The organism is Palleronia abyssalis (assembly GCF_900302445.1).
In the GTDB taxonomy this organism is placed as follows: Bacteria; Pseudomonadota; Alphaproteobacteria; order Rhodobacterales; family Rhodobacteraceae; genus Palleronia; species Palleronia abyssalis.
The window spans coordinates 91,934-116,276 of the sequence record NZ_ONZF01000003.1 but is presented as its reverse complement, the minus strand read 5'-3'; the positions used below and the strand labels follow the sequence as shown (position 1 = coordinate 116,276).

19 protein-coding genes are annotated in these 24,343 nt (G+C 65.2%); 11 read left to right on the top strand and 8 right to left on the bottom strand.

Annotated features, from left to right (window positions below; all coding sequences use genetic code 11):
* The first annotated feature begins 114 nt into the window (after nucleotides 1-114).
* From putA to PAA8504_RS07870, 3 genes are all read left to right on the top strand, one after another.
* Nucleotides 115-3,528 (top strand): bifunctional proline dehydrogenase/L-glutamate gamma-semialdehyde dehydrogenase PutA, encoded by a 3,414-nt coding sequence (gene putA / locus PAA8504_RS07880; protein ID WP_108893646.1) that lies wholly within the window; start codon nucleotides 115-117, stop codon nucleotides 3,526-3,528.
* 80 nt (nucleotides 3,529-3,608) lie between these two features.
* A complete protein-coding gene (locus PAA8504_RS07875; RefSeq protein WP_108893645.1) occupies nucleotides 3,609-4,331 on the top strand; it encodes a rhomboid family intramembrane serine protease in 723 nt (240 codons plus the stop codon).
* Complete coding sequence (locus PAA8504_RS07870; protein ID WP_108893644.1) at nucleotides 4,328-4,684, top strand: GFA family protein; 357 nt, start codon at nucleotides 4,328-4,330, stop codon at nucleotides 4,682-4,684. Before PAA8504_RS07875 ends, PAA8504_RS07870 begins: the two co-directional genes overlap by 4 nt.
* Here PAA8504_RS07870 and PAA8504_RS07865 read toward each other — a convergent pair.
* A complete protein-coding gene (locus tag PAA8504_RS07865; protein WP_108893643.1) occupies nucleotides 4,681-5,466 on the bottom strand; it encodes an inositol monophosphatase family protein in 786 nt (261 codons plus the stop codon). The two genes, PAA8504_RS07870 and PAA8504_RS07865, sit on opposite strands and share 4 nt — an antisense overlap.
* A 116-nt stretch (nucleotides 5,467-5,582) precedes the next feature.
* Between PAA8504_RS07865 and PAA8504_RS07860 the strand changes: the two genes are divergently transcribed.
* Complete coding sequence (locus tag PAA8504_RS07860) at nucleotides 5,583-5,933, top strand: DUF1428 domain-containing protein (RefSeq protein ID WP_108893642.1); 351 nt, start codon at nucleotides 5,583-5,585, stop codon at nucleotides 5,931-5,933.
* On the opposite strand, the gene PAA8504_RS07855 is transcribed toward PAA8504_RS07860, so the two are convergent.
* Nucleotides 5,930-6,835 (bottom strand): LysR family transcriptional regulator, encoded by a 906-nt coding sequence (locus PAA8504_RS07855; protein WP_108893641.1) that lies wholly within the window; start codon nucleotides 6,833-6,835, stop codon nucleotides 5,930-5,932. The genes PAA8504_RS07860 and PAA8504_RS07855 overlap by 4 nt on opposite strands.
* Nucleotides 6,836-6,925: 90 nt before the next feature.
* Between PAA8504_RS07855 and metF the strand changes: the two genes are divergently transcribed.
* Nucleotides 6,926-7,783, top strand: a complete 858-nt coding sequence (gene metF, locus PAA8504_RS07850) for a methylenetetrahydrofolate reductase [NAD(P)H] (RefSeq protein WP_108893640.1) — start codon at nucleotides 6,926-6,928, stop codon at nucleotides 7,781-7,783.
* Here metF and PAA8504_RS07845 read toward each other — a convergent pair.
* From PAA8504_RS07845 to PAA8504_RS07835, 3 genes are read right to left on the bottom strand one after another with little or no spacing between them, the layout of a single operon-like run.
* Nucleotides 7,780-8,196 (bottom strand): GNAT family N-acetyltransferase, encoded by a 417-nt coding sequence (locus tag PAA8504_RS07845; protein ID WP_108893639.1) that lies wholly within the window; start codon nucleotides 8,194-8,196, stop codon nucleotides 7,780-7,782. The genes metF and PAA8504_RS07845 overlap by 4 nt on opposite strands.
* Nucleotides 8,193-9,212 (bottom strand): anthranilate phosphoribosyltransferase, encoded by a 1,020-nt coding sequence (trpD, locus tag PAA8504_RS07840; RefSeq protein ID WP_108893638.1) that lies wholly within the window; start codon nucleotides 9,210-9,212, stop codon nucleotides 8,193-8,195. The genes PAA8504_RS07845 and trpD overlap by 4 nt, the downstream gene beginning before the upstream one ends.
* Nucleotides 9,209-9,790: an anthranilate synthase component II gene (locus PAA8504_RS07835; protein WP_108893637.1), complete on the bottom strand. Its 582-nt coding sequence runs from the start codon at nucleotides 9,788-9,790 to the stop codon at nucleotides 9,209-9,211. The genes trpD and PAA8504_RS07835 overlap by 4 nt, the downstream gene beginning before the upstream one ends.
* A 102-nt stretch (nucleotides 9,791-9,892) precedes the next feature.
* Here PAA8504_RS07835 and PAA8504_RS07830 point away from each other — a divergent pair, with 102 nt between their 5' ends.
* On the top strand, nucleotides 9,893-11,530 hold the full coding sequence (locus PAA8504_RS07830) for a divergent polysaccharide deacetylase family protein (RefSeq protein ID WP_108893636.1): 1,638 nt from the start codon (nucleotides 9,893-9,895) through the stop codon (nucleotides 11,528-11,530).
* On the opposite strand, the gene PAA8504_RS07825 is transcribed toward PAA8504_RS07830, so the two are convergent.
* On the bottom strand, nucleotides 11,527-12,090 hold the full coding sequence (locus PAA8504_RS07825; protein WP_108893635.1) for an LOG family protein: 564 nt from the start codon (nucleotides 12,088-12,090) through the stop codon (nucleotides 11,527-11,529). The genes PAA8504_RS07830 and PAA8504_RS07825 overlap by 4 nt on opposite strands.
* Nucleotides 12,091-12,172: 82 nt before the next feature.
* Between PAA8504_RS07825 and PAA8504_RS07820 the strand changes: the two genes are divergently transcribed.
* Nucleotides 12,173-13,810: a LysM peptidoglycan-binding domain-containing protein gene (locus PAA8504_RS07820; RefSeq protein WP_108893634.1), complete on the top strand. Its 1,638-nt coding sequence runs from the start codon at nucleotides 12,173-12,175 to the stop codon at nucleotides 13,808-13,810.
* 45 nt (nucleotides 13,811-13,855) lie between these two features.
* On the top strand, nucleotides 13,856-15,691 hold the full coding sequence (locus tag PAA8504_RS07815; RefSeq protein ID WP_108893633.1) for an ABCB family ABC transporter ATP-binding protein/permease: 1,836 nt from the start codon (nucleotides 13,856-13,858) through the stop codon (nucleotides 15,689-15,691).
* A 27-nt stretch (nucleotides 15,692-15,718) separates the two neighbouring features.
* Here PAA8504_RS07815 and PAA8504_RS07810 read toward each other — a convergent pair whose 3' ends face one another.
* A complete protein-coding gene (locus tag PAA8504_RS07810; protein ID WP_108893632.1) occupies nucleotides 15,719-19,438 on the bottom strand; it encodes an efflux RND transporter permease subunit in 3,720 nt (1,239 codons plus the stop codon).
* Entirely contained in the window at nucleotides 19,435-20,655 is a 1,221-nt protein-coding gene (locus PAA8504_RS07805) for an efflux RND transporter periplasmic adaptor subunit (protein ID WP_108893631.1), read from the bottom strand. The genes PAA8504_RS07810 and PAA8504_RS07805 overlap by 4 nt, the downstream gene beginning before the upstream one ends.
* Before the next feature lie 199 nt (nucleotides 20,656-20,854).
* On the opposite strand from PAA8504_RS07805, the gene PAA8504_RS07800 reads away from it, so the two are divergent.
* Genes PAA8504_RS07800 through der form a run of 3 tightly spaced genes read left to right on the top strand, consistent with a single transcriptional unit; the run spans nucleotide 20,855 to nucleotide 24,300 of the window.
* Nucleotides 20,855-21,514, top strand: coding sequence for a tetratricopeptide repeat protein (locus PAA8504_RS07800; RefSeq protein ID WP_108893630.1), 660 nt, complete (start codon nucleotides 20,855-20,857; stop codon nucleotides 21,512-21,514).
* Nucleotides 21,515-21,525: 11 nt separating this feature from the next.
* On the top strand, nucleotides 21,526-22,815 hold the full coding sequence (locus PAA8504_RS07795) for a BamB-related PQQ repeat family beta-propellar protein (RefSeq protein ID WP_245897563.1): 1,290 nt from the start codon (nucleotides 21,526-21,528) through the stop codon (nucleotides 22,813-22,815).
* 45 nt (nucleotides 22,816-22,860) lie between these two features.
* Complete coding sequence (gene der / locus PAA8504_RS07790) at nucleotides 22,861-24,300, top strand: ribosome biogenesis GTPase Der (RefSeq protein ID WP_108893628.1); 1,440 nt, start codon at nucleotides 22,861-22,863, stop codon at nucleotides 24,298-24,300.
* Nucleotides 24,301-24,343 lie beyond the last annotated feature (43 nt).

Genomic DNA, 24,343 nt, shown 5'->3' with positions numbered 1-24,343 from the left:
ACTTGCGGCCCCGTCGAATTTCAGTCGATCCGCCCGCGACTTACCGCCCCGGCAGTGTGACATCCGGTCGATATCGCCCTATGTTGATCGGATTAGCAAGTGGAGGAGTGCATCATGCCCCGCGACACAGCCTTGCCGCCCTCGGTTCTTCCGATCTCGCCCTATCCGGACCCGGACGCGGTCTTGCAGCGGCTGATTGCCGAAGCGGATCTGACCCCCGAGGCGCGTCGCGCGATCAAGGAAAAGGCGGTCGGGCTGGTCAAACGCCTCCGAAACGATGCCGATCCGGGCCTGATGGAGGTGTTTCTGTCGGAATACGGGCTGTCGACCGAGGAAGGCGTGGCGCTGATGTGCCTGGCCGAGGCACTGCTTCGGGTGCCCGATGACTACACCATCGACGAGCTGATCGAGGACAAGATCGCCCCCGGCCAATGGGGATCACATCTGGGCAAATCGTCCTCCAGCCTCGTCAACGCCTCGACCTGGGCGCTGATGTTCACCGGGCGGGTGCTGGACGAACGTGACACGCGTCCACTGAAGGCCCTGCGCGGCGCCGTCAAGCGCATGGGTGAGCCGGTGATCCGCCGTGCCACGCGCGAGGCGATGCGCGTCATGGGGCGCCAGTTTGTACTGGGCGAAACCATGGACAAGGCAATGGACCGCGCCTCGAAGATGGAGGCGAAGGGTTATACCTATTCCTACGACATGCTGGGTGAGGCGGCGATGACCTACGCCGATGCCGAGCGGTATCGGAAAGCCTATGAGGGCGCGATCGAGAAGATCTCCCGCGCCGCAACCAAGGGCGACATCGCGACCAATCCCGGGATCTCGGTCAAATTCTCGGCGCTGCATCCCCGCTATGAGATGGCGCAGCGCGACCGGGTGCTGGACGAACTGGTCCCCATCGTGCGCGAACTGGCCGCCCGCGCGGCCGAATTGGGCATCGGCTTCAACATCGACGCCGAGGAACAGGACCGCCTGACCCTGTCGCTGGAGATCATCGAGAAGGTGCTGGAAGACGACCGACTGGCTGGCTGGAACGGTTTCGGCGTCGTGGTGCAGGCCTACGGTCCGCGCTGCTCGTCGGTGATCGACTGGATCGCGCAGACGGCCGAGCGGCTGGACCGCAAGCTGATGGTTCGTCTCGTCAAGGGTGCTTACTGGGATACCGAGATCAAGCTGGCCCAGCAGGAGGGGCTGGAGCGGTTCCCGGTGTTCAGCCGCAAGCCCGCCACGGATGTCAGCTATATGGGCAATGCGCGCAAGCTGCTGCGCCATCGCGACCGGATCTATCCGCAATTTGCCACGCACAACGCCCATACGGTCGCGGCCGTGCTGCGGATGGTCGAGGAGGAAGGCGCCAAGACCGATGAGTTCGAGTTCCAGCGCCTGCACGGCATGGGCGAGGCGCTGTATGACATGCTGATGAAGGACGAGGGGATCCGTTGCCGGATCTATGCCCCTGTCGGCGCGCATCGCGACCTGCTGGCCTATCTGGTGCGGCGTCTGCTGGAGAATGGCGCGAACTCGTCCTTCGTGAACCAGATCGTCGACGAGGAGGTCCCGCCCGAAGAGGTCGCCGCCGACCCGCTGGAGGCGATGGGGTATCACGCGCCTGTCACGCCGGGGACGGATATCTTCCTGCCCATGCGCCGCAACTCTCGCGGCTGGGACCTGGCCAATCCGGAACACCTGGAAGAAATCGAGGCGGCGCGTCGCCCGTTCCGCGCCACCCGGTTCGAGGCCGGACCGCTGATCGCGGGCGATACATCGCCGGACGATATGATGGAGCGCGAGAGCCCCAGCGATCCATCCGACGTCGTGGGCGAGGTGCGCTTTGCCAGCCGCACCGATGTGGACACGGCGCTGGACGCGGCACGCACGTGGAAGGCGTCGAAGGACGAGCGGAGCGCGATCCTGAAGCGTGCCGCCGACCTCTATGAGCAGAATTTCGGCGAAATCTTCGCCGTCCTGGCGCGCGAGGCCGGCAAAACGCTGCCCGACGCGCTGGCCGAGCTTCGCGAGGCGGTGGATTTCCTGAACTACTATGCCGAGGAATTGCTGGAGCTCAACAGCGAGCCGCAGGGCCGGTTCGTCTGCATCAGCCCGTGGAACTTCCCGCTGGCCATCTTCACCGGCCAGATCTCGGCGGCTTTGGCGGCCGGGAATGCTGTGCTGGCCAAACCGGCCGAGCAGACGACGCTGATCGCCCATCTGGGCGCGCGCCTGATGCACGAGGCTGGCGTCCCGGCCGAGGTCCTGCAGCTTCTGCCTGGCGCGGGCGAGGTGGGCGGCATGCTGACCTCGGATTCACGGATCAACGGCGTGGCCTTCACCGGCTCGACCGAGACGGCGCGCAAGATCAAGCAGGCCATGGCCGACAATTGCGACCCCTCGGCCACCCTGATCGCCGAGACGGGCGGGTTGAACGCGATGATCGTGGATTCGACCGCGCTGCCCGAACAGGCGGTCCGCGATCTGGTTCAGTCCGCCTTCCAGAGCGCGGGGCAACGATGCTCGGCCTGTCGGTGCGTCTATGTGCAGGAAGATGTGGCGGAAGGGTTCCTGGAGATGCTTACGGGGGCGATGGACGCGTTTCGTCCGGCCGAACCCTGGGGCATCGAATCCGACAGCGGCCCGCTGATCGACGCCGAGGCGCACGTGAACATAGCGTCCTACGTGGCGAAAGCGAAGGACGAAGGGCGACTGATCCATCAGACGGACGGGCCTGATCAGGGGTATTTCCTGGCGCCCGCGCTGGTGAAGGTGAAAGGCATCCACGAGATCGAGCGTGAGGTTTTCGGCCCCGTCCTGCACGTGGCGACCTTCAAGGCCAAGGAGCTGGACCGGGTCATCCGCGCCATCAATTCCACCGGCTACGGCCTGACCTTCGGTCTGCACACGCGGATCGACGACCGGGTGCAATACGTGACCGACCGGATCGCGGCGGGCAACCTTTACGTCAACCGCAACCAGATCGGCGCGATCGTCGGCAGCCAGCCCTTCGGGGGCGAGGGGCTGTCCGGCACGGGACCGAAGGCGGGCGGGCCGTTCTACGTGCCGCGCTTCCAGAAGCCCGTGACGCCGGACGTGCCCGAAAGCCCGATGGTGATGCCCGGGCCGACGGGTGAATCGAACCGTCTGCACCTGGTGCCGCGTCCCGCCGTCGTGTGCCTTGGCCCCACCGAAGAGGACAAGGACAAGCAGGTAGAACAGGTCGAGCGACTGGGCGGCAAGGCCCGTAAGAGCTCGGCCGAGCGCGATCTGGCGATGGAGCCGGAGTTCGGCTGCGCGGTCTGGTGGGGCGACGAGGCGACGGCGCGGAAACTGACGCAGGAGCTTGCCCGCCGCGAGGGGCCGCTTCTGGGCTTGCAAACCGGCCCCGTCACGGTGGCGGACGTTCTGCACGAACGTCACCTGTGCGTCGATACGACTGCATCGGGCGGGAACGCGCAACTTTTGGCCGAGGTGGCCACCAACGATCCCCGCGCCCAGGGCGAGAAGCCGACGACCGGCCCTCAGGTCTGAATGGAACGGCCCAGCTCCGGTGGCTTCCCCCGGAGCTGGGCACGGCTTGATTATTCGCGGATCCGGGACACTTACGGGCGATGTTTCCGATCCGCGACCACAATCCCAGCCGCAAGACGCCTTATGTCACTTACGCCTTGATCGCGGTGAATATCGCGGTGTTCATCCTGACCGCGCCCTATCTGGACAATCCCTATTTCCTGGCAGACTGGGCGTTGATCCCGGCGCTGTTCGCGCCCTCGACCTATATCACCTCGCAATTCCTGCATGGCGGCATCCTGCATCTGGCGGGCAACATGTGGTTCCTTTGGCTGTTCGGGGACAACCTGGAAGACCGGATGGGGCGCCTGACCTATCTGGGGTTCTACCTGGCCAGCGGTGTGGCTGCGGGGCTTGGCCAAGCGTTTTCCGACCCCGGGTCCACAATACCGATGGTCGGCGCCTCAGGGGCGATCGCGGGGGTCATGGGGGGCTATCTGCTGCTGTTCCCCAAGGCCCGGGTGGATGTGCTGGTGATATTCCTGATCTTCTTTCGCATCTTCGCCATTCCGGCCTGGATCGTTCTGGGCATCTGGTTCGCCATCCAGATCGTGTCGGGCGCGTCGGCGCCGGCGAATATGGGCGGCGTGGCGTATTGGGCGCATGCGGGGGGGTTCCTGGCGGGGCTTTGCCTGACCTTTCCGCTGTTCCTGCGCCTTGGCGGGCCGGTGTTCTGGAACCGGACCCACGGCGCGCCGCCATACCCCGAGGCCGATTATCGCTGGCGCCGATCCCCCATCCCCAGCGCGGGGCGTCGGAAATGATGGTACGTGCGACCTGCCATTGCGGCGCGGTCGAGATCGAGGCGACCCTGTCCGAGGAGCTGGCGAAGGCGCGCCGCTGCGACTGCTCGTACTGTGCGCGGCGGCAAGGGGCCAATGTCTCGGCCCGCGTCGGGGACGTGACAGTCCTGCGCGGTGCGGATCGGCTGAGCTTGTATCAGTGGGGCACGATGACGGCCAAGCACTGGTTCTGCTCAATCTGCGGGATCTACACGCATCACCAGCGCCGGTCGGACCCGGGCGAGATCGGGATCAATGTCGGCTGTATCGAAGGTGTCGATCTGCGCACGCTGGAACCGATCCCGACGACGCGCGGCGGGGGCGACGGAACCTAAGGCCGCCGCAGTTCCTTCGTCAGGCTGTCGAAGACGCCGGGGTTTCCGGCGACGATGGTGCGAGAGGTGAAGATATCCTCGCCCGCGAGCGGTTCGACGAAGCCCCCGGCCTCCTTCACGATCAGGATGCCCGCGGCAACGTCCCAGGGCAGGATGCCGCGTTCCCAATAGCCATCATAACGACCCGCGGCAGTGTAGCACAGGTCAAGCGCGGCGGCCCCCCAGCGGCGTACGCCTGCGGTCGCAGGCAAGATGCGGCCCAGATCCTTCAGCTTTAGCGGAAGGTCGGGCCGGTTGCCAAAAGGCAAGCCCGTGGCGAAGATGCTTTCGATCATGCGGGTCCGGCCAGACACCCGCAGGCGCTGTTCGTTCATGAAGGCACCCGCGCCGCGTTCGGCCCAGAACAGCTCGTCCTTGGCGGGGTCGAAGATCACGGCCGAGACGATATCGCCCTTGTGTTCCAGCGCGATCGAAACCGCCCAGTGCGGCAGGCCGTGCAGGAAGTTCGTCGTGCCATCCAGCGGATCGACGATCCAGCGGCGGGTGGGATCCTTGCCGGGAACCTCTTCGCTTTCCTCGGCCATCCAGCCGTAATTCGGACGCTCGCCCATCAGGATGTCGCGGATGGTCTCCTCGGCCGCGGTATCGGCGCGGCTGACAAAATCGCCCGTGCCCTTGACCGAGACCTGCAGGTTCTCGACCTCCCGGAAGTCACGGACCAGTTTGCGACCCGCCGCGCGGGCGGCCTTGACCATGATAGTAAGATTGGCGCTGCCCTGCATGATCCTGCTTCTCTGCGTGGTTCGGCCCCGCCCTATACGGCCCATGCGGACCAAAGCCAACCTTTTGCGGGGAAATGCGTTGATAGATGTGAGGGGACGCCGAGAAGGAGGATTGCATGAATTTTGTTTGGGTGTACGCCGCCGCGGTTCCGAGGGACCGTAAGGAAAGCTTCACGACCCACGCCAGGGAAGCGGCAGAGATGTTCAAATGCGCCGGCGCATTGTCCGTTCAGGAGAATTGGGCGTGCGAGGATGTGGACGGAAAGCTCAGCTCGTTTCCCGTCGCGGTCGGCAAGGCCGACGACGAGGACGTCGTCGTGGGCTGGGTCATATGGCCCGATGAAGACACCGCGCAGGCGTGCATGGCTTCGATGGAAGACGATCCGAAGTGGCAGGATATGGGCGAACGCCCCCATGACGGCAAGCGGATGCTGTGGGGCCATTTTAGGCCGGTGCTGATCAGCTAGCGCCGCATCATCTTCAGGGGCTCAGTCCGTGCGAGGCGGAGCAAATGCGCCATGTAGGGTTGGTCCGCTTCGGACTCGCGGACTGCCGCGTAAAGTCTGCGGGTCACGCCCCCTTTCGTCAGGGGCAGAGTCACGTAGTCGGATTGCAGCCGCACGTCCCGTACCACCCAATCGGGCAGGACCGCCACACCACGTTGACTGGCAACGAGGATAAGGATCATTGCCGTCAATTCGACCTGCCGGATCGCGGCCGGTATGACACCCGCCGGTAGCAAAAGCTCGGTAAACACGTCGAGCCGTTCGCGCGGAACCGGGTAGGTGATGAGCGTCTGGTCGGCAAAGTCGGAGGCTTCGATATACGCCTTCTGCGCCAGGGGATGTGACGAGGCGGCAACGAACACGGGCTCGTAGTCGAAAAGCGGGACGAAGGTCACGCCTTTCAAAGGCTCAGGGTCGGAGGAGACGACAAGGTCGACCTCCTCGCGTTGCAGGGCGGGCAGGGCGCCGAAGGCAAGGCCCGGGCGGATGTCGACATCCACATCGGGCCAGGCCCGGCGGAACTGTTCCAGCACCGGGAAAAGCCATTCGAAGCAGGCATGACACTCGATGGCGATGTGAAGCCGTCCGGACCGACCCGCGACCAGGCCCGCGAACTCGGCTTCTAGCGCGGCGACCTCGGGCAGGATCTTTTCGGCCGCGCGCAGAAGGCGCAGACCGGCATCCGACAGTTTCAAGGGCTTCGATCTGCGGACAAACAACTCCACGCCGGCCTGTTCCTCCAGGTTCTTGACCTGATGCGACAGGGCGGACTGGGTGATGTTCAGCCGATCCGCCGCCCGCGCCAGCCCGCCTTCGTCATGGATGGCCTTGATGGTGCGCAGGTGGCGGAACTCAATATGCATACTGGCGTCGGACTCATGATGATCTTCGAGATTATGAATTTGTCTCACCAAAGCCCATGTGGGACAAGGCAGGAAATCAGAGGTGACCCGATGACGCGCATCAGCTACGAATTCTTCCCGCCCAAGACCCTCGAAGCGTCGTTCCGGCTTTGGGATACGATCAACGTGCTGGCCCCGACCGCGCCCGATTTCGTTTCGGTCACCTACGGGGCGGGCGGGACGACCCGCAAGTTGACGCACGAGGCCGTCACGACGATCAGCAAGTCGACCGGCCTTCGGGTCGCGGCGCATCTGACCTGCGTGGATGCCTCTAAGGCCGAGACTCTGGAGATCGCCGAAAGCTATGCCGCCGCCGGGATCACCGACATCGTGGCGCTGCGCGGCGACATGCCGGGCGGCTGTGCTTTCGCGCCCCATTCCGAAGGGTTCGCCTCCTCGGTCGAGCTGATCGAGGCGCTGGCGGCGACCGGCAAGTTCACCCTGCGCGTCGGGGCCTATCCCGACCGCCACCCCGAGGCCGCATCGGACAACGCGGATGTCGAGTTCCTGAAGCGCAAGATCGACGCCGGCGCAACCGAGGCGATCACCCAGTTCTTCTTCGAGGCCGAGACCTTCCTGCGGTTCCGCGACCGCTGCGACAAGGCCGGGATCACCGCCCCTATCGTGCCGGGCATTCTGCCGATCGAAAACTGGAAAGGCGTGCGCAAGTTCGCCGCCAGCTGTGGCACGGTCATCCCCGACTGGGTGGACCAGGCGTTCGAGGCCGCCGACCGCGACGACCGCTCGGACCTGCTGGCCACGGCGATCTGCACCGAGATGAGCTCGGAGCTTCTGGCCGAGGGCGTGGACAAGCTGCATTTCTACACGCTGAACAAGCCGCATCTGACGCGTGACGTGATCCACGCGCTGGGCCTTGCGCCCGAGCCGGGTCTGGAGAAGGTCGCCTAAAGACGCTTCTGGAAGAAGATGCGCGATTGGCCGGGCGGGTAATCCTCGATCCGGCCGATTTCGGTGAAGCCGTGGCGTGGATAGAAGTCGGGCGCCTGGAAGGAATAGGTATCAAGCCAGATGCCCGTCTTTCCCTTGTTCCGGGCGATGTCTTCGATCCGCCGCAGTAGGCGAGAGCCTAGACCGGCCTGACGGTAATCGGGGGCGATGCCCAGCAACTTCACGAAAACCCAATGGCTGCCGATCTCGGCGTGGAGGGCACCGGCGAAGGTATCGCCGTCCCATGCTTCGAGGATGCAGGGCGCATTCGTGAACGGGTGGCCAGCCTCTTCGGCGTGGGCGGTCAGAACCGTTTCGACCTGATCGCGGGCATCCGGCGATACCGTATCGCTCTCGCGAATCTCGACCGTCATCGCGACAGGGGCGCAACGCGCGCCAACCCCTGGACCTTTCCGTGTGCCGCACCCGAATCAATGCTTTCGGCCGCCGTGGAGACTCCCTCCGCAAGGTCCGCGGCCTTGCCGGCGACGACCAACGCAGCGGCCGAGTTCAGGAGCACGGCGTCGCGGTAAGCCGAAGGCTCTCCCGCAAGAAGCGCGCGGAAGGCACGACCGTTCGCTTCGGGGGTGCCGCCGACGATCTGGTCGAAGGGGTGCTGTGGCAGTCCGGCATCTTCGGGCGCGATCTCGCTCATCTCGACTTTGCCGTCTTCAAGTACTGCGACCGTGGACGGGCCGGCGATCGACAGCTCGTCCGTCCCGTCCGAGCCGTGAACCAGCCAGGCCCGGGTTGATCCGAGCCGCCCGAGGGTTTCGGCCATGGGGGCCAGAACCTCGGCCGAGAAGGCACCCGTCAGCTGGTATTTCACCCCGGCCGGGTTGGTCAGGGGCCCCAGGATGTTGAAAATCGTCCGGGTCCCAAGCTCGACCCGGGTGGGCATGACATTGGCGATGGCCGGGTGATGCATGGGCGCCATCATGAAGCCGATCCCGACCTCGGACAGGGCGCGTTCCACCACGTCGGGCCCCACCATGACGTCGATGCCCTGCTGGGAGACGACATCCGCCGCGCCGGATTTCGAGCTTAGGTTGCGATTGCCGTGTTTTGCGACCGGCACGCCGACGCCGGCAACCACGAAGGCCGCGGCGGTGGATATGTTCAGCGTGCCCTTGCCGTCGCCGCCGGTGCCCACGATGTCCATGGCACCTTCGGGCGCGCGCACCCGACGCGCTCGGGCACGCATAGCAGCCGCGGCGGCAGCGTATTCGGACACCGCCTCGCCCCGGACGCGCAGAGTCATCAGAAAGCCGCCGATCTGGCTGGGCGTTGCCGCCCCGTCGAACAGGATATCGAAGGCGGTGCGCGCCTCGTCCTCGGTCAGGGGGCGGTCGACGGCGGCTGCAATCAGGGGCTTCAGCGCGTCACTCATGCCGGAACGGGGGTCATGTCGAGGAAATTTTTCAGCATCGCGTGGCCGTGTTCGGACCGGATGGATTCAGGGTGGAACTGGACGCCGTGGATCGGCAGGTCGCGATGGGCGAGGCCCATGATCGTCCCGTCCTCCAGCTCGGCCGTGACTTTCAGGGTCTCGGGCAGGCTGTCGCGAGCAACGACGAGGCTGTGATAGCGAGTTGCCGACAGCGGCGAAGGAAGCTGCGAAAAGACGCTTTCGCCGCCGTGATGCATGATCCCCGCCTTGCCGTGCACGATCTCGGAATGACGCACGACCTTTCCGCCGAATGCCTGTCCGATGGCCTGGTGCCCCAGGCACACGCCCAGAAGGGGCACGCGGGCTTCGGCCGCCGCCTCAACGAGGTCAAGGCAGATGCCGGCGCGATCGGGATCGCATGGTCCAGGCGACAGCAAGATCTGGTCGGGCTTCAGGGACATGGCTTCAGCGACGGTCAGCGTATCGTTACGGTGGACCTGCACCTCGGCACCGAGTTCGCCGACGTAATGGACGAGGTTCCAGGTGAAGCTGTCGTAATTGTCGATGAGAAGAAGCACGCCATTGGTCCTTGTCGTCGGGGCGGGGCTGGAAGGCCCGCGCGTGAGGCGTATAGATGGGGGATTGGGCGGGCAAGCGTCAAGACGGGCAGGGAGTTTGCCGTGAAGGGTGTTCTGGCGGGTTTCGGTGGGGGCGCGGTCCTAGGCGTGATCGGAGTGGCGGCGGTGATGACGCTGGTGCCTCCGGTCCCCGAGACGGCCGTGCGCCCGACCCCCCCCGAAGCAGAGACGAGCGTTGGGCCGGACGTCTTCGGGACGGATAAGCTGATGCGCGACCTTCGCGTGCGCGAGGAGGAGGAGCTTGTCGAACCGATCGAGAAGGGGGCAACCGGGGCGGACTCTGCGGCCGAAATTACAGAGCCCTCGGTGGAGACTGCGCCCAACGCGCCGGATGTGATGGCCGAACAACCGGCCCTGTCCCAGCGCACGTTAGACACTTCCACGGTTCCGCGGCGCAATGGGACGCGCGACGCGGATGTCGCGGCAACCGCCGAATTCGCGGGCCTTCAGCCCCCAGCGGGGCGAGATACGCCGAAAGGACTGACGTCCCCGCCAGTACGAAAGTCGAGCGCCGACGAAGCCCCGGCAGCGCGGCTGAGGGACATGGTTGAGGAACGACCGGATGCCGCCACGCTGGTGTTCGCCAGCCCCGCGCCCGTTCCGGAACCGATCGCGGCGGCCTTGACCAAGGCCCCGGCTGGCCCCGGAACGGCACCCGAGACGTCCTCTGCCCCGCGCATCGACGGGTGGCCGGTGGCCGAGGTGCCTTCAGCTTCGGCGATCGCGACGCTACGGGCGCCGGCTTCCTGGTCTTGGCCCGCGTTGGCCGATGGGCCGGTGCCGCAGGTGAAGCCTGAACCGGTCCCGACCGCCGCCACACTGGCACCCACGCCCCCTGAGACACCGGTGTCGACCGAAATGGTGGTGACGGTGGCCTTGGCGCGTGCGTCCGATGCCCGACCTGCCCAAACGATCCCGCCTGCCATGACGGCGCCCACGCAAGCCACCATGCCGATCTTGGCTGCCGCACCGGTTTCGCCCGTGCCGGAGCCCGCGCGATCCGAGGATCCGGAAGGCACTGCACTGGAAAGGAACGCTGTCCCGTCGGGCGAAACGGGGGGACGGCCGCTGATGGCAGTGGTCCTTCTGGACCAAGATGGTGGCGCGCTTCTGCAAACTCTGCCCCTGAGTGTCGCCATTGCCGCGGACGCAACCGACGCCGCCGCGCGGGCACAGGTGTGGCGCGATGCCGGGCAGGAAGTCGTTGCAATTCCCGCGGTGACCGATCCTTCGGAAACCGGGGCGGATGCTTTGATCGATGGGACCGCGTCGACCTTGCCCCAGGCCGCGAGCGTTATGCCGGACGGAGCGAGCGGATTTGCCGGCGGGCCGCTCGTGTCCCGGCAGATCGTGGAATCCCTGGCGCTGACCGGACATGGTTTGATTGCCCGCGGCTCGGCCTTGGACCCGGCGATCCGCGCGGCCGAGCAAGCTGGAGTGCCGGTGACGCGCATCTACCGCAGGATGGACGGGGCAGGGCGCGACGCGCGGGCGATCGCGCGCTTTCTGGATCAGGCCGCGTTCGAAGCGCGCAATCGCGGATCGGTGGTCGTGTTGGCCGCGAATACCGATGAAGTCGCGCGGGCCTTCGACCTCTGGCTGGGATCAAGCCGGGCGCAGAGCGTGGCCCTCGTCCCCGTCTCGGCGGTGCTGCGACAGGGCATGGCCGATGGCGGCTAGAGATGCGGCTCCAGAAGGGCAAGCGCCGCCTCGGGCGTATCGGCCACCTCGACAAAGCCCAGCAGGCTTTCGGCCGCAAACCCTTGGGCGACGACATGAGCCATGAGGTCCAATAGCGGCTCCCAATAGCCCGCCACGTTCAGAAGGACGATGGGCTTTTCGTGCAGGCCAAGCTGGCGCCAGGTCAGAACCTCGAAGAACTCGTCCAGCGATCCGGCCCCGCCCGGCAGAACGACCACTGCGTCGGCATTCATCAGCATGACCTTCTTGCGCTCGTGCATCGTCTCGGTCACGACGAAGCGGGTCAAATCCGTCTTGCCGACCTCGAGATCCAGAAGGTGCCGCGGGATCACCCCGAACGTATCGGCCCCCGCGGATTGTGCCGCGCGCGCCACCCGGCCCATCAATCCCACGTCTCCCGCGCCGTAGACGAGGCGCCAACTGCGCGAGGCGATAGCACCCCCCAGCGCTTCGGCGGCTGTCGCGAAATCGGGATCAATTCCGTCCCGTGACCCGCAATAGACGCAAATTGATACGTTCGAAGAGGGGGAAGCAGGCATGGACTCGCCATTTTTCGAGGTTTAGGCAGAGGTATGGCGGTTCTGCCAGTGGTGGCAAGCCGGTATCCGGAGGATCGCAAACGTGAAGTTTCTGTTCGGCATGGTTGCGGGACTGGCGGCGGTCGTCGCGGTTCTGACTCTGGGCTTTCGCGGTGTCGACATGGCGCAGGATCGCGCCGGCGACGAAGACGCGGAACAGGGTGATGCCGTCGCGCCGGTTTCGACTGCCGAGGTCCAGCCCAAGGAGGGGTCGACAGTTCCCGCACCGCAAGCAGAGCGAACCCCCGGCACCGACAACTTTGACCAGCCCGACACGCCCGCGGCGACGCTTCAGCAGGACCGGAATGTTGCGGCCGTGCCGGATAACCGCAGTGAGGCCACTTCCATGGCGAGCGAAGCTTCCACGGCGGGCGAAGAGGTCTCATCGCCGTCCCGCGCGGCGGTCGCCCCCGCTCCAGATGACACGGTCGTAACCATGGACCCCGTGGCAGAGCTGGATGAGGCCGCCGCCGTCTTGTCCGATCCCGGTCCGGCCGATGCGCCCAGTATTGATCTGCTGCGGATCGAGCGGGACGGTACGGCCATCGTCTCGGGCAACGCGCCCCCGAATGCCGAGGTCGAGGTTCTGTTGGACGACACTCCGATCGAGCGGACCCAAGTCGATGGTAGCGGCAGCTTCGCGATGATCTTGAGTTTGCCGCCAGCATCCGCCCCGCAGATCCTGAGCATCCGGTCCCGCGACAGGTCGGCCGAGGCGCGGGGGACGCAGACCTTCATCGTGGAGCCTGCGACCCTCGACCAGCCGGAGATGGCAGAGGCGCCGCGTGCCATTCGCCCGCCCACGGCCCCCGAAGATCGCGCACCCGATCCGCCCGATACGTCTGAGACCGACGACGTAGCGGCTTTGGCGGAGGAGTCCTTCGGGACAAACGCGCCCGCCGGCGTCGATACACCCGGCATTGCCCGCGACCCGGAACCGCGATCCGAGTCACCGGAAGCCGCCGCGGCCCCTGAAGCGCCGGTCCGGCCCACGGCTCTCGATGCCGTCGAGGGGGCCACACCGGACGTCGCGGGCGAACGAGGCGGCGGGATGGGCAACCCTTCGGGCGTAGGCGCGCCGCAAGCTTCATCCGACGGGCTTCAGGTGCCGACGTCAGACCCTCCTTTGCCCGCGTCCGACCAACCCGAAAGCCCCGCCGCACCGCGTGTCCTGGCGTTGGCGGGCCGCAGTCTCGAAATCGTTCAGGACGACATCGCGACCCCGACTCTCAGCATCGACACGATCTCTTACCAATCCGAAGGGAACGTCGTTCTGGGCGGCAGGGCGCCGGGAAACGCGCCGGTCCGAGTGTATCTGGACGGACGCCCACTGGATGCGAGGCGCACCGAGGCGGACGGCCAGTGGCGCGTGAGCCTGCCGGTTCTTGAGGAACGTGCATATACGCTGCGGGTCGATCAACTGGCAGAAGACGGCACGGTCGCGGCCCGAGCCGAAACGCCCTTCAAGCCTGAATCTCAGGCCGATCTGGATCGGCTGGCAGGGGAGATCTCGGACGGGATCCGGCGAGTCACGGTTCAGCCCGGGTTCACCCTTTGGGCGATTGCCGAGAGGAACTATGGGGACGGCCTGGATTTCGTGCGGGTGTTCGAAGCGAATGCCGAGAAGATCCGCGATCCTGACCTGATCTTTCCGGGGCAGATCTTCACTGTTCCGGACTAGGCCCGCATCTGGTCAAGCCGGCCCACCGCCCTTAGACACGGTGGCATGAGTCCCAGACCCTCCGCCCCCGCCGACGACCTTGACGAGACCCAGGCGGGCGGGTCCCGCATCGTCCTGCGCGTGTTGCCGTATCTCTGGCCCGAGGGAGAGCCCGGGCTTCGTGTTCGGGTCGTGCTGTCGATGGCGATGCTGATCGCGGCGAAGCTGATCGCCGTGGCTACCCCGTTCTTCTACAAGGCCGCCGTCGACACACTGTCGGGCGAAAGCGGCCCGACCGAGGCGGCGTGGATGCTGGGGCTGGGCGCGGTCGGCCTGACCGTCGCCTATGGCATCGCGCGGGCGATGAATGTCGGGTTCCAGCAGCTGCGCGACGTGCTGTTCGCGCCGGTGGGGCAGCGGGCGTTGCGGACCCTCGCGCTCGAGACGTTCCAGCACATCCACCGCCTGTCGCTGCGCTATCATATCCAGCGCCGGACCGGCTCGCTCCAACGGATCATGGAGCGGGGCGTGAAGGGGGTCGAGTTTCTGCTCCGCTTCCTGCTGTTTTCGATCGGGCCGCTGATCCTCGAACTGGTGATGGTGGGCGTCATCCTGGCGGTGGTGTTCGACTGGCGGTACCTGGCCGTGGTCGCCGCAACCATCGCGGCCTATGTCGGCTTTACCTTCGCCGTGACAGAATGGCGCGTGAAGATTCGCCGCGAGATGATCCGGCAGGACAATGACGCCGCGCAGAAATCCATGGACGCGCTGCTGAACTTCGAGACGGTGAAGTATTTTGGGGCCGAACGCCGCGAGGCATCGCGCTACGACGGGGCGATGGGCGCCTATATCGCGGCCGCGTTGCGCACCTCGTATTCCCTCGCGGCTCTGAACGCGGGGCAATCGATCATCATCACCGCGGGGCTGGTGGGAACCATGGTCATGGCCGCCATCGGTGTGCAGCAGGGCGCCTTGACCACGGGCGACTTCGTGATGGTCAACGCTTATATGATCCAGATCACCGTACCGCTCAATTTCCTCGGGACCGTCTATCGCGAGATCCGCCAGGCGCTTGTCGATATGGGCCAGATGTTCGGCCTTCTTGAACAGCCGGCCGAAGTGTCGGACGCGCCGGACGCGCAGGCGCTTGAGGTGCACGGCGGCAAGGTCGTGTTCGATGATGTCCGGTTCGGCTATGGGGCGGATCGTGCGGTTCTGGACGGGGTCAGTTTCACCGTGCCCGAAGGCCGCACCCTGGCGCTTGTGGGGCCGTCGGGCGCAGGGAAATCGACGGTCGGGCGGCTGCTGTTTCGCTTCTACGATGTGACCGGCGGCGCGATCCGCATCGACGGCCAGGATCTGCGCGCGGTGACACAAGACAGTTTGCATGCAGCCATTGGCGTCGTGCCGCAGGACACTGTTCTGTTCAATGACACCATCCTTTACAACATCGCCTACGGCCGGCCGGAGGCCACGCGCGCCGAGATCGAAGATGCCGCAAGGGCCGCGCAGGTGCATGACTTCGTGATGAGCTTGCCCGACGGGTATGACACCCAAGTGGGAGAGCGGGGGCTGAAGCTGTCGGGAGGCGAGAAGCAGCGCGTGGGAATCGCGCGAACGCTGCTGAAGGACCCGCCGATCCTGCTTCTGGACGAGGCGACCTCGGCCCTCGACACCGAAACGGAGATGGGCATCCAGACCGCCCTTCGCGCCATGGGGCGGGGCCGGACCGTCCTTGTGATCGCCCACCGCCTGTCGACCATCGTTGACGCGGACGAGATCGCGGTGCTGGAGGCCGGACGGATCGTCGAGCGCGGGACCCATCGCAAGCTTCTGGAGCGGGACGGGCGGTATGCCCAGCTTTGGAACCGGCAGGCGAACGAGGAGGAAGATGCCGCCTGAGCCGTCGTGTCAGGCCCGGGGCGTTGGCTATTCCGCGGCCTGAAGATGTGTCGGTGGTTTGCCGCTACGTTCCTGGGGCGTCGGGACATCGACATCCCATAGGATCTCGGGGTTCTTGATCTTGCGCGCGGCGCGTCCCAGCCGAAGATCGGCCGCCACGTCGCGCGCCGCCAGGGCCTGGATCCCGCGCAGCCCACGATAGGCGCCCTGCGCCACCCAGTAGCGGAAAGCGAGCGCTGCCGGGGTGAAGACCAGGGTCAGGACAGTCGCCACGGCCAAGCCGAACACCACTGCGGTGGCCAGCTGCTTCCACCACAGGGCCGTAGGGCTGTCGATGGAATAGCCGCCGCCGATGAAGTCGAGGCTGAGGCCGACCACCATGGGCAACAGGCCCGCAATGGTCGTGATCGTGGTCAGAAGGACGGGGCGGATGCGATCCTCGGCCGTACGCACGATCGCCTCGACCTTGGGCATGTACCGCGAATATTCTTGGTAGGTGTCGATGAGCACGATGTTATTGTTTACCACGATCCCCGCCAGCGCCACGATCCCGGTGCCGGTCATGATGATCGAGAAGGGCTGGTTCAACAAAAGCATGCCCCAAAGGCACCCCGCCACTGACATGACGACAGCAACGAGCACCAGCGCCGAATTGTAGAACGAGTTGAACTGCGCCAGCAGGATAATGAACATCAGGCCAAGCGCGCCTGCGAAGGCCGATTGGAGGAAGGCCTGGCTTTCGGCCTGATCCTCTTGATCGCCGGTCCACTCCCACGCGATGCCGCCGGGCAGGGGATCCGAGTTCAACCATTCGGTCAGCATGGCGATGCGTTCATTCGCATTCACTGGCGTGATCGTCAGGTCGCCCCCAGCGTCAGCCGCAGTCAGGTCGTCCGCCGTAACCCCGTCGGCGCGCCAGAACACCTGATACGAGGTATCACCCAGCGTCACGGTTGGCGCATCGGGGCGGGATTCGGGTGCGTCGGTGGGGCGCAGAAGGACCCGTACCTCGCCATCCATGGTCGCCTTCACCAGCGAGGGGGCGACGTCCGCCTTCACATCGAAGAACCGCTTCTGGTCGATGCGGTCGATCTGTCCCAGAGAGGCCACAGGACGGCGTTCGATGAAATTGGACAGCGGGATCAGGCCGTCGGGCGTCCGGACCTTCAGGTTGTCCAGCGTCGAAAGCGCGCGGTCTTTTTCGGGAAGTCGCACGCGGATCTCGATCTCCTCGTCGGAACTGTCGACCCGCATGGTGTCCAGCAGAATGCCGCGGGTGACAAGCTGGACCATGCCGCCCACTGTCGCGACGTCGGCGCCGAAGCGTCCGGCTTTCTCGACATCCACGTCAATTTCGAAATCGATGCCTGGCAGGGGCAGGGAGTCCTCGATATCCGTCAGGCCCGGCATTGATTCGAATCGCGCGCGCGCAATGTTCGCAGCCTCGCGCAGGTCATCCCAATCGTCGCCCATCATCCGAAGATGCACGGGCTTGCCCGAGCCCGGGCCCATGGCGAGGTTCAGGGTCTCGGTCTGCACGCCCGGAAGACGGGCCAGTTGCAGCTCGAGGCTTTCGAGCACGCGATCACCGTCGAGGGTCGCCAAGTCCACCCCATTCGCGGCGGCATAGTCCGGGCGGTCTTCCCACGCGATCAACTCGATCTGGATTTGCCCGATTGTATCCAGCGGCGCCTCTCCGCCACCGGTGTTGTTGTTGATGCCGCCTTCGCCAGCAAAGGCAAACGCCGAATCCACGCCTTCGGTCGACAGGGCGATCTCTTCCGCCTGTCGCAGCAGGGCGTCCTTCTCGGGCAGGCTGAGATTGCCGCGCGCGCGGACGTAGATCAGCGCCTGCTCAGGCTCGCTCTCGACAAAAAACTCGGTGCCGTTGTTATTCTGGCCGTAATAGCCGAACGTGAAGACCACGAAGGCGATCACCCCACCCATCGCAACCAGCGGCATGATCGGGTTGCCCGCGATCAGCTTGATGAGGCGGCCGAACATGGTCCGCCTGTGGCCCGCCCGGATCCGTTTCTGACGGCGTTGCCACGTGACCGAACTGAGGCACACGCCCGTCAGCATCGCCGCCAGCGTGAACAGGATCGCGCCGGGCAGGGCGCCTGCGGGGCTGGGGAACAGATAATTCGGGTTCAGCGCCTGCATCGCGCCGAGAAACACGAGATACGCCGCCCCGGCGGCCAGAACGGCGCGGACGGGCCAGGGCAGGACCCGGCGCAACGCGCTAGCGCTGCGGTCGAAAATGCGCGAGATGCGGCCCGCAACCCCGCCCATGACCGGCAAATAGATCAGTGCGACGACGAGCGAGGCGGACAGCACGAAGATGAGGGTGACGGGTAGCATCCCCATGAACTCGCCCGCCACACCCGGCCAGAACAGCATCGGCAGGAAGGCGCAAAGGGTCGTCGCGGTCGAGGAAACGATCGGCCAGAACATGCGCCGCGCCGCCTCGGTAAAGGCGGCCATTGGCCCCGATCCTTCCTCGATCCGCTTGTCGGCGTATTCCACGACCACGATGGCCCCGTCGACCAGCATCCCCACGGCCAGGATAAGACCGAACATCACGATGTTAGAGACCGAGATCCCCATGAGGCCCAGCAGGATGAAGCATAGCAGAAACGAGGTCGGGATCGCGAAGCCCACCAGCAAGGCCGACCGTATTCCGAGCGCGCCCAGGATCACGATCATCACCAACGCGATCGCGGTCAGCACCGACCCTTCGAGCTGGCTGACCATCGACGCCACCTGACGCGACTGGTCGTTCGAGGTACCCACGTCGATCGCATCGCGCAGAACCTGGGGCCATGCGGCCTCGGCGGCCGCGATCTCCTGACGGACGAGGTCGGCCGTGTCGATCACGTTGAAGCCTTTGCGCTTGACCACCTGAATCGCGACCGTGGTCTCGCCATTGAAGCGGGCGGTGCCTGTCCGATCCTCGAACGTCAGGCGGATGTCCGCCAGATCGCCCAAGGTCACGACGCGGTCGCCGTTCACCTTGACAGGGAGGTTGTAAATGTCCTGCTGCTCGTCGAAGCTCGAGGGGATCTTGACCGCGAACGATCCCTGATCGGACTCGATTTCGCCCGCCGCGATCAGCTGATTGTTGTTCTGGACGACGTTTATAAGCTCGGCCGCTGTCACGTTGTAGGCTTCCAGACGCAATGGGTCGATCACGACCTCGAGCATCTCGTCGCGATGTCCGGCCAAGGGCGCTTCGAGCACGGGTTCGAGCGCCTCAAGCCGATCCTGCAGATCCTCGGCCACCTGCAGAAGCGTGCGCTCGGGCAGGTCGCCGGTCAGGTTGACGATGATGATCGGGAATTCCGAGAAGTTGATCTCGTTGATGGAATACTGTTCCGCGCCTTCGGGGAAATTCGCCTCGGCATTGTTCATCCGGTCTCGCACGTCGGCCAGGGTCTGCGACTTGTCCCAGCCGAACTCGAACTCCATCGCGACGCCCGCATAGCCTTCGGCGGCGGTGGAGGTCATCGTCTCCAGCCCGTCGAGGTCCGAAAGCTCGGTCTCCATCGGTTTGATCAGCAGCGTTTCGGAATCCTGCGCCGAGATCCCGGGGAAGGGGACCGAAACAAACAGCGCCGGAATCTCGATATCGGGCTCGCCTTCCTTGGGCAGGCCGCTGTAGGCAAGCCACCCTGCGGTCACCGACAGGATGATGAACGCCAGAACCATCCGGGCGTGCTCTGCCGCCCAGTCCACCATGCGGGTCATTGCGCAGCCTCGCGATAGGTGACGTTCACCGGGACGCCGTCGGTCACGTATTCCTGTCCGACGACAATGATGTCGGCCGCGTCGGGCAAGCCGGTCAGATAGACACCTTGCGCGGTATCGCGAAGGATGTCGGTAGGCACAAACTCGGCTTGATCCTCGCCGTTCACGATCCGCACGCCAAGATCGCCGTCATCGTTCAACGTCATCGCGGATTGGGGAAGAAGGTGGGCCTGCCGCCCTTCTGTCTGAATTAGGATCTCGGCCGTCTGTCCGTCCCGGATCGCCAGGTCGGCGTTCGGCACCTCGACCTCGACGCGGAAGGTTCGGGTCTGCGGGTCCGACGAACGCGACAGGAACGTCACCTCGCCCTCGGCCCGACCGCCGGACGCAAGCTGCGCGCCGGCCCTGGCGCCCAGTTCGATTCGATCGACCGAAGTTTCCGGAACGAAGCCGACAAGTTTTACGGGGTCGAGCTGGAAGATCGTCGCGCACAACCCTCCGCCCTGCAAAAGTGAGCCGAGTTCGGCCGTATCGCTTTCCAGAACGCCCGCGAAGGGTGCGGCAATGTCCAGCCGCTGCAGCTCGGTCTCGGCACTTGCGACAGCCGCGGCCGCTGATTGTACCCGGGCCTCGGCCGATTCCAGGCCGCCTTTGGCCGCCTCGATGGCGGCCAGAGCGGATTCGACGGATGCGTCGGCCGACGCGACACGGGTCTGGGACGCGAACCCATCCTCGCTGAGGCGCGAGGCGGCGTTCTGGTTGATCTCGGCCTCGGTCAGGCGCGCTTCTGCTTCGGCGATGCGGGCGCGCGCCTCGGGCCGGGCGGCCTCGGCCTCGGCCAACAGGGCCCGCGCTTCGGCCAGCGAGATCTGACGGTCGCCCGGGTCGATCTGGCAAAGGACCTCACCTTCCGAAACGAAGGTGCCCTTGCGCAGGGGTGCACTGACGATACGGCCGCTGGTTTCCGCCCTCACATCCACCTGGCGTGCGGCTTCGGTCTGGCCGCGCACGATCACGGCGGTATCCACGGCCCGGGCTTCGGACCGGACGGCGACGACGGAAACCCCTGTGCTTCCTTCTTCGTCCAACGATTGCTCGGCCGCCCCGATGAGGACCGGATCCGCCCCCGCGAACTCCAGAAGCGCATTGCGCTCGATTACAAGGCCGTAAAGGGCCACCGCGACGAGAAGGGCCGTGATGATCGAGAAAACGCGCATGGCAATATTTCCAGCTGTGTCGCCGTCGAAATAGGGACTGTCGGGACTAATAGGAAGACTCGGAACTGAACTAATCGGTTCAGCGCGCGGTTTTTACGCATTTTCGCGGTCGGCGGATCCGAACTCATCGTGGCGGCGCCCTTGGCAATCCGCCGAATGCCACGTTAAGAGGCACAAACGACAGCCCGGGGATGACAGCGTGAGCGACCGCGACAGTTTCATTGATGAAGTCTCCGAAGAGGTCCGGCGCGACCGACTCTTCGGAATGCTCCGCAGGTATGGCTGGATCGCGATCGCGCTGGTGGTTCTGGCCGTCGGAATCGCGGCATATGTCGAATGGCAGCGCGCGCAGGAGCGTGCCTCGGCGCAGGCTTTCGGCGATCAGATCGTGGCCGCCCTGTCTTACGACAACCCCGAAGAGCGGCGGGAGGCCCTTCTGGGTATCCCGGCCGAAGGGACACGGCGGGCGCTTCTTGCAATGCTAGCAGCGGATACCTTGGAGACGGACGAAGCCGAAGCCCGGACGCTGGAGCTATTGCAGCAGATCGGCTCGGACGACACGATTCCGTCGCTCTACCGCGAACTGGCGCGGCTGAAGGCTGTCATGCTGCTGCAGGATCGCGCCGAGGCGCCAGAGGTTCTGGACCTGCTCGAGCCGTTGACGATTCCAGGCGCGCCTTACCGCCTTTTGGCGCTGGAACAGCAGGCACTGGCGCATGTGCGTGCCGGTGACACCTCTGTCGCCATCGAGACACTGCGCGAAATCGTGCAGGACGGTGCTGCGACGCGAGACTTGCAAGCCCGGGCCCGGCAGTTGATTGTCGCGCTGGGTGGGTCGCTGGAAACGGCCGAGGGATGAGAGGACGCAACATGGTTCGGATCGGCCTTGCGACGGTTGCCACCCTTGCGCTTCTGGCGGGATGCGGGGATCGGGAAGAGCTTCTTCTGGGCGAACGCATGAATCTCCGCGCCGAGGACACCGTTAACGTCGACCGGGCCTTGCCGTTGTCGCTGCCGGCACCTGTCGCCATCGCGGACTGGACGCACACCGCGTATGCACCCGACCACGATATTCCGCACGGCGCGCTTTCCGCCAATCCCGGTTTGCGCTTCAGTGTCGATATCGGTCAGGCGGAAGATCGGCGCCATCGCATCACGGCCAGCCCGGTCGTCGCGAGCGACCGCATCTTCACGGTGGACAGCCGGGCGCGGGTCATGGCGCACACGATTTCGGGCCAGCCGATCTGGTCGACCGACGTGTCGCCTGTGGGCGAGACGACCGAAGCCTCGGGCGCGGGCCTTGCAGTCTCGGGCGGAACCCTCTTCGTCTCGACTGCCTACGGACAGCTGCTCGCCCTAGATACAGGTACCGGTCGGCAACTTTGGGTTCAGGACCTGGGTGCAGCTGCATCCGGTCCGCCTACGGTTTCGGACGGCACGGTCTATGTCGTCGGACGGGACTCCACCGCCTGGGCGATCAACGCCGAGAATGGCCGCATCCTTTGGAGTGAGCAGGGGACGCCATCGTCCGCGTCGGTCGTCGGCGGCGCCGCGCCAGCCGTCGCGAACGGGACGATCGTGTTCCCGTTCGATAGCCGCGAATTGCGCGGGGTTTTGCCGGGCGGCACGCCGATCTGGACTTCGGCCCTCGCGGGAAGCAGGGCGGGACGAGTCTATGCTTCGATCACCGACATCTCTGCCGATCCTGTTATTGCTGGCGACACCGTCTATGCCGGGTCTCCGTCGGGTCGCACGAATGCCTACACCTTGTCGTCCGGTACGCTGATCTGGTCCGCCGAAGAGGGGGCGATGTCCCCCGTCGTCGTCACCGGCGGTTCGGTCTTCGCCGTTACGGACCAGGCCGAACTCGTCCGGCTGAACGCCAACGACGGAAGCCGCGTCTGGGGGGTAAGCCTTCCCTATTTCGAACGGACCGGCATTCGCCGCCGCAAGTCGGTCTTCACGCATAACGGCCCGGTCCTTGCCGGGGGTCGTCTTTGGGTGGCGTCCTCGGACGAGAAATTGCGCGCCTTCGATCCAGAAACCGGAGCGCAAAGGGGTGAAATTGCCCTGCCAGGTGGCGCGGCGTCGGATCCGGTCGTCGCGGGTCAAACGCTCTACGTCGTCAGTCGGGACGGACAATTGCTGGCGTTCCGCTAAGCCGTCCTATAATGGGCGGCCTCTGATAACCCGGAGCGGTAGCCCATGAGCTTCACCCTTGCCATCGTCGGACGGCCCAATGTGGGCAAGTCCACCCTGTTCAACCGCCTCGTCGGACGGCGACTGGCGCTGGTCGATGACCAGCCCGGCGTGACCCGGGACCTGCGGGAGGGGGAAGCCAAGTTGGGAGACCTTCGGTTTACCGTGGTCGATACGGCCGGGCTGGAGGACGCAACGGACGACAGCCTTCAGGGACGAATGCGGCGGCTGACCGAGCGGGCGGTCGAGATGGCGGATGCCTGTCTTTTCGTGGTCGATGCACGCGTCGGGGTGACGCCCGTGGACGAGGTCTTCGCCGAGATCCTGAGGCGGAAAGGGACGACCGTCATTCTGGCAGCAAACAAGTGCGAGGGGCGGGCGGCCGATGGCGGGCTGATCGAGGCCTATGGGCTTGGCCTGGGGGAGCCTTTGCGTCTGTCGGCCGAGCATGGCGAGGGAATGCCTGAATTATATAGCATCCTTAAACCCTTGGCGGCTGAAGCTGAAGCTCGGATCGAGGAAACGGCGCCTGAGACGGACGTGGATGTTGGGGAAGAGGATGAGGACGGTCCACGGGTCCCGACGTTCGAGAAGCCGCTGCAGGTGGCTGTTGTTGGGCGGCCCAATGCAGGGAAGTCCACGCTTATCAACAGGTTGCTTGGTGAAGACCGGTTGTTGACGGGGCCGGAGGCGGGGATCACGCGGGATGCGATCTCGGTCCGGTTGGACTGGGATGGATTGCCGGTGCGAATCTTCGACACCGCTGGCATGCGCAAGAAGGCGAAGGTCCAGGAAAAGCTGGAAAAGCTCAGCGTTTCCGATGGGTTGCGGGCCGTGAAGTTCGCCGAGGTTGTCGTGGTTCTGCTGGATGCCGCCATCCCGTTCGAACAACAGGATCTGCGGATCGCCGACCTTGCGGAACGCGAGGGGCGGGCTGTGGTGATCGCGGTGAACAAGTGGGACGCCGAGCCGGATAAAAACGATAAGATTCTGATGCTTAGAGAGGAATGCGAGCGTCTTCTGCCGCAGCTTCGGGGGGTCCGGTTGGTAACCGTCTCGGCCAAGACCGGGAGGGGGCTGGACCGTTTGCAAGAATCGATTCTGATGGCGCATGATGTCTGGAACCGCAGGGTCAAAACTGCCAAGTTGAATCAATGGCTTGGAGCCATGGTCGAGGCGCATCCGCCCCCTGCGCCGGGCGGGCGGCGGATCAAGCTGCGATATATGACGCAGGCGAAGACGCGGCCGCCGGGATTTGTTGTGATGTGCTCGAATCCGAAAGACATTTCAGAGAGTTATAGCCGATACCTGATCAACGGGTTGCGGCAGGATTTCGATATGCCGGGGACGCCGATCCGGCTTTGGATGCGCTCGCAGGCGGATCAGAACCCGTACAAGGGCAAGACGAAATCAACGCCCTCGCGGCTGCGCAAACACCTGAAATAGCGTCGGACATGCGCCGGACATTTGTCCCGCCCGCGTCGGACAT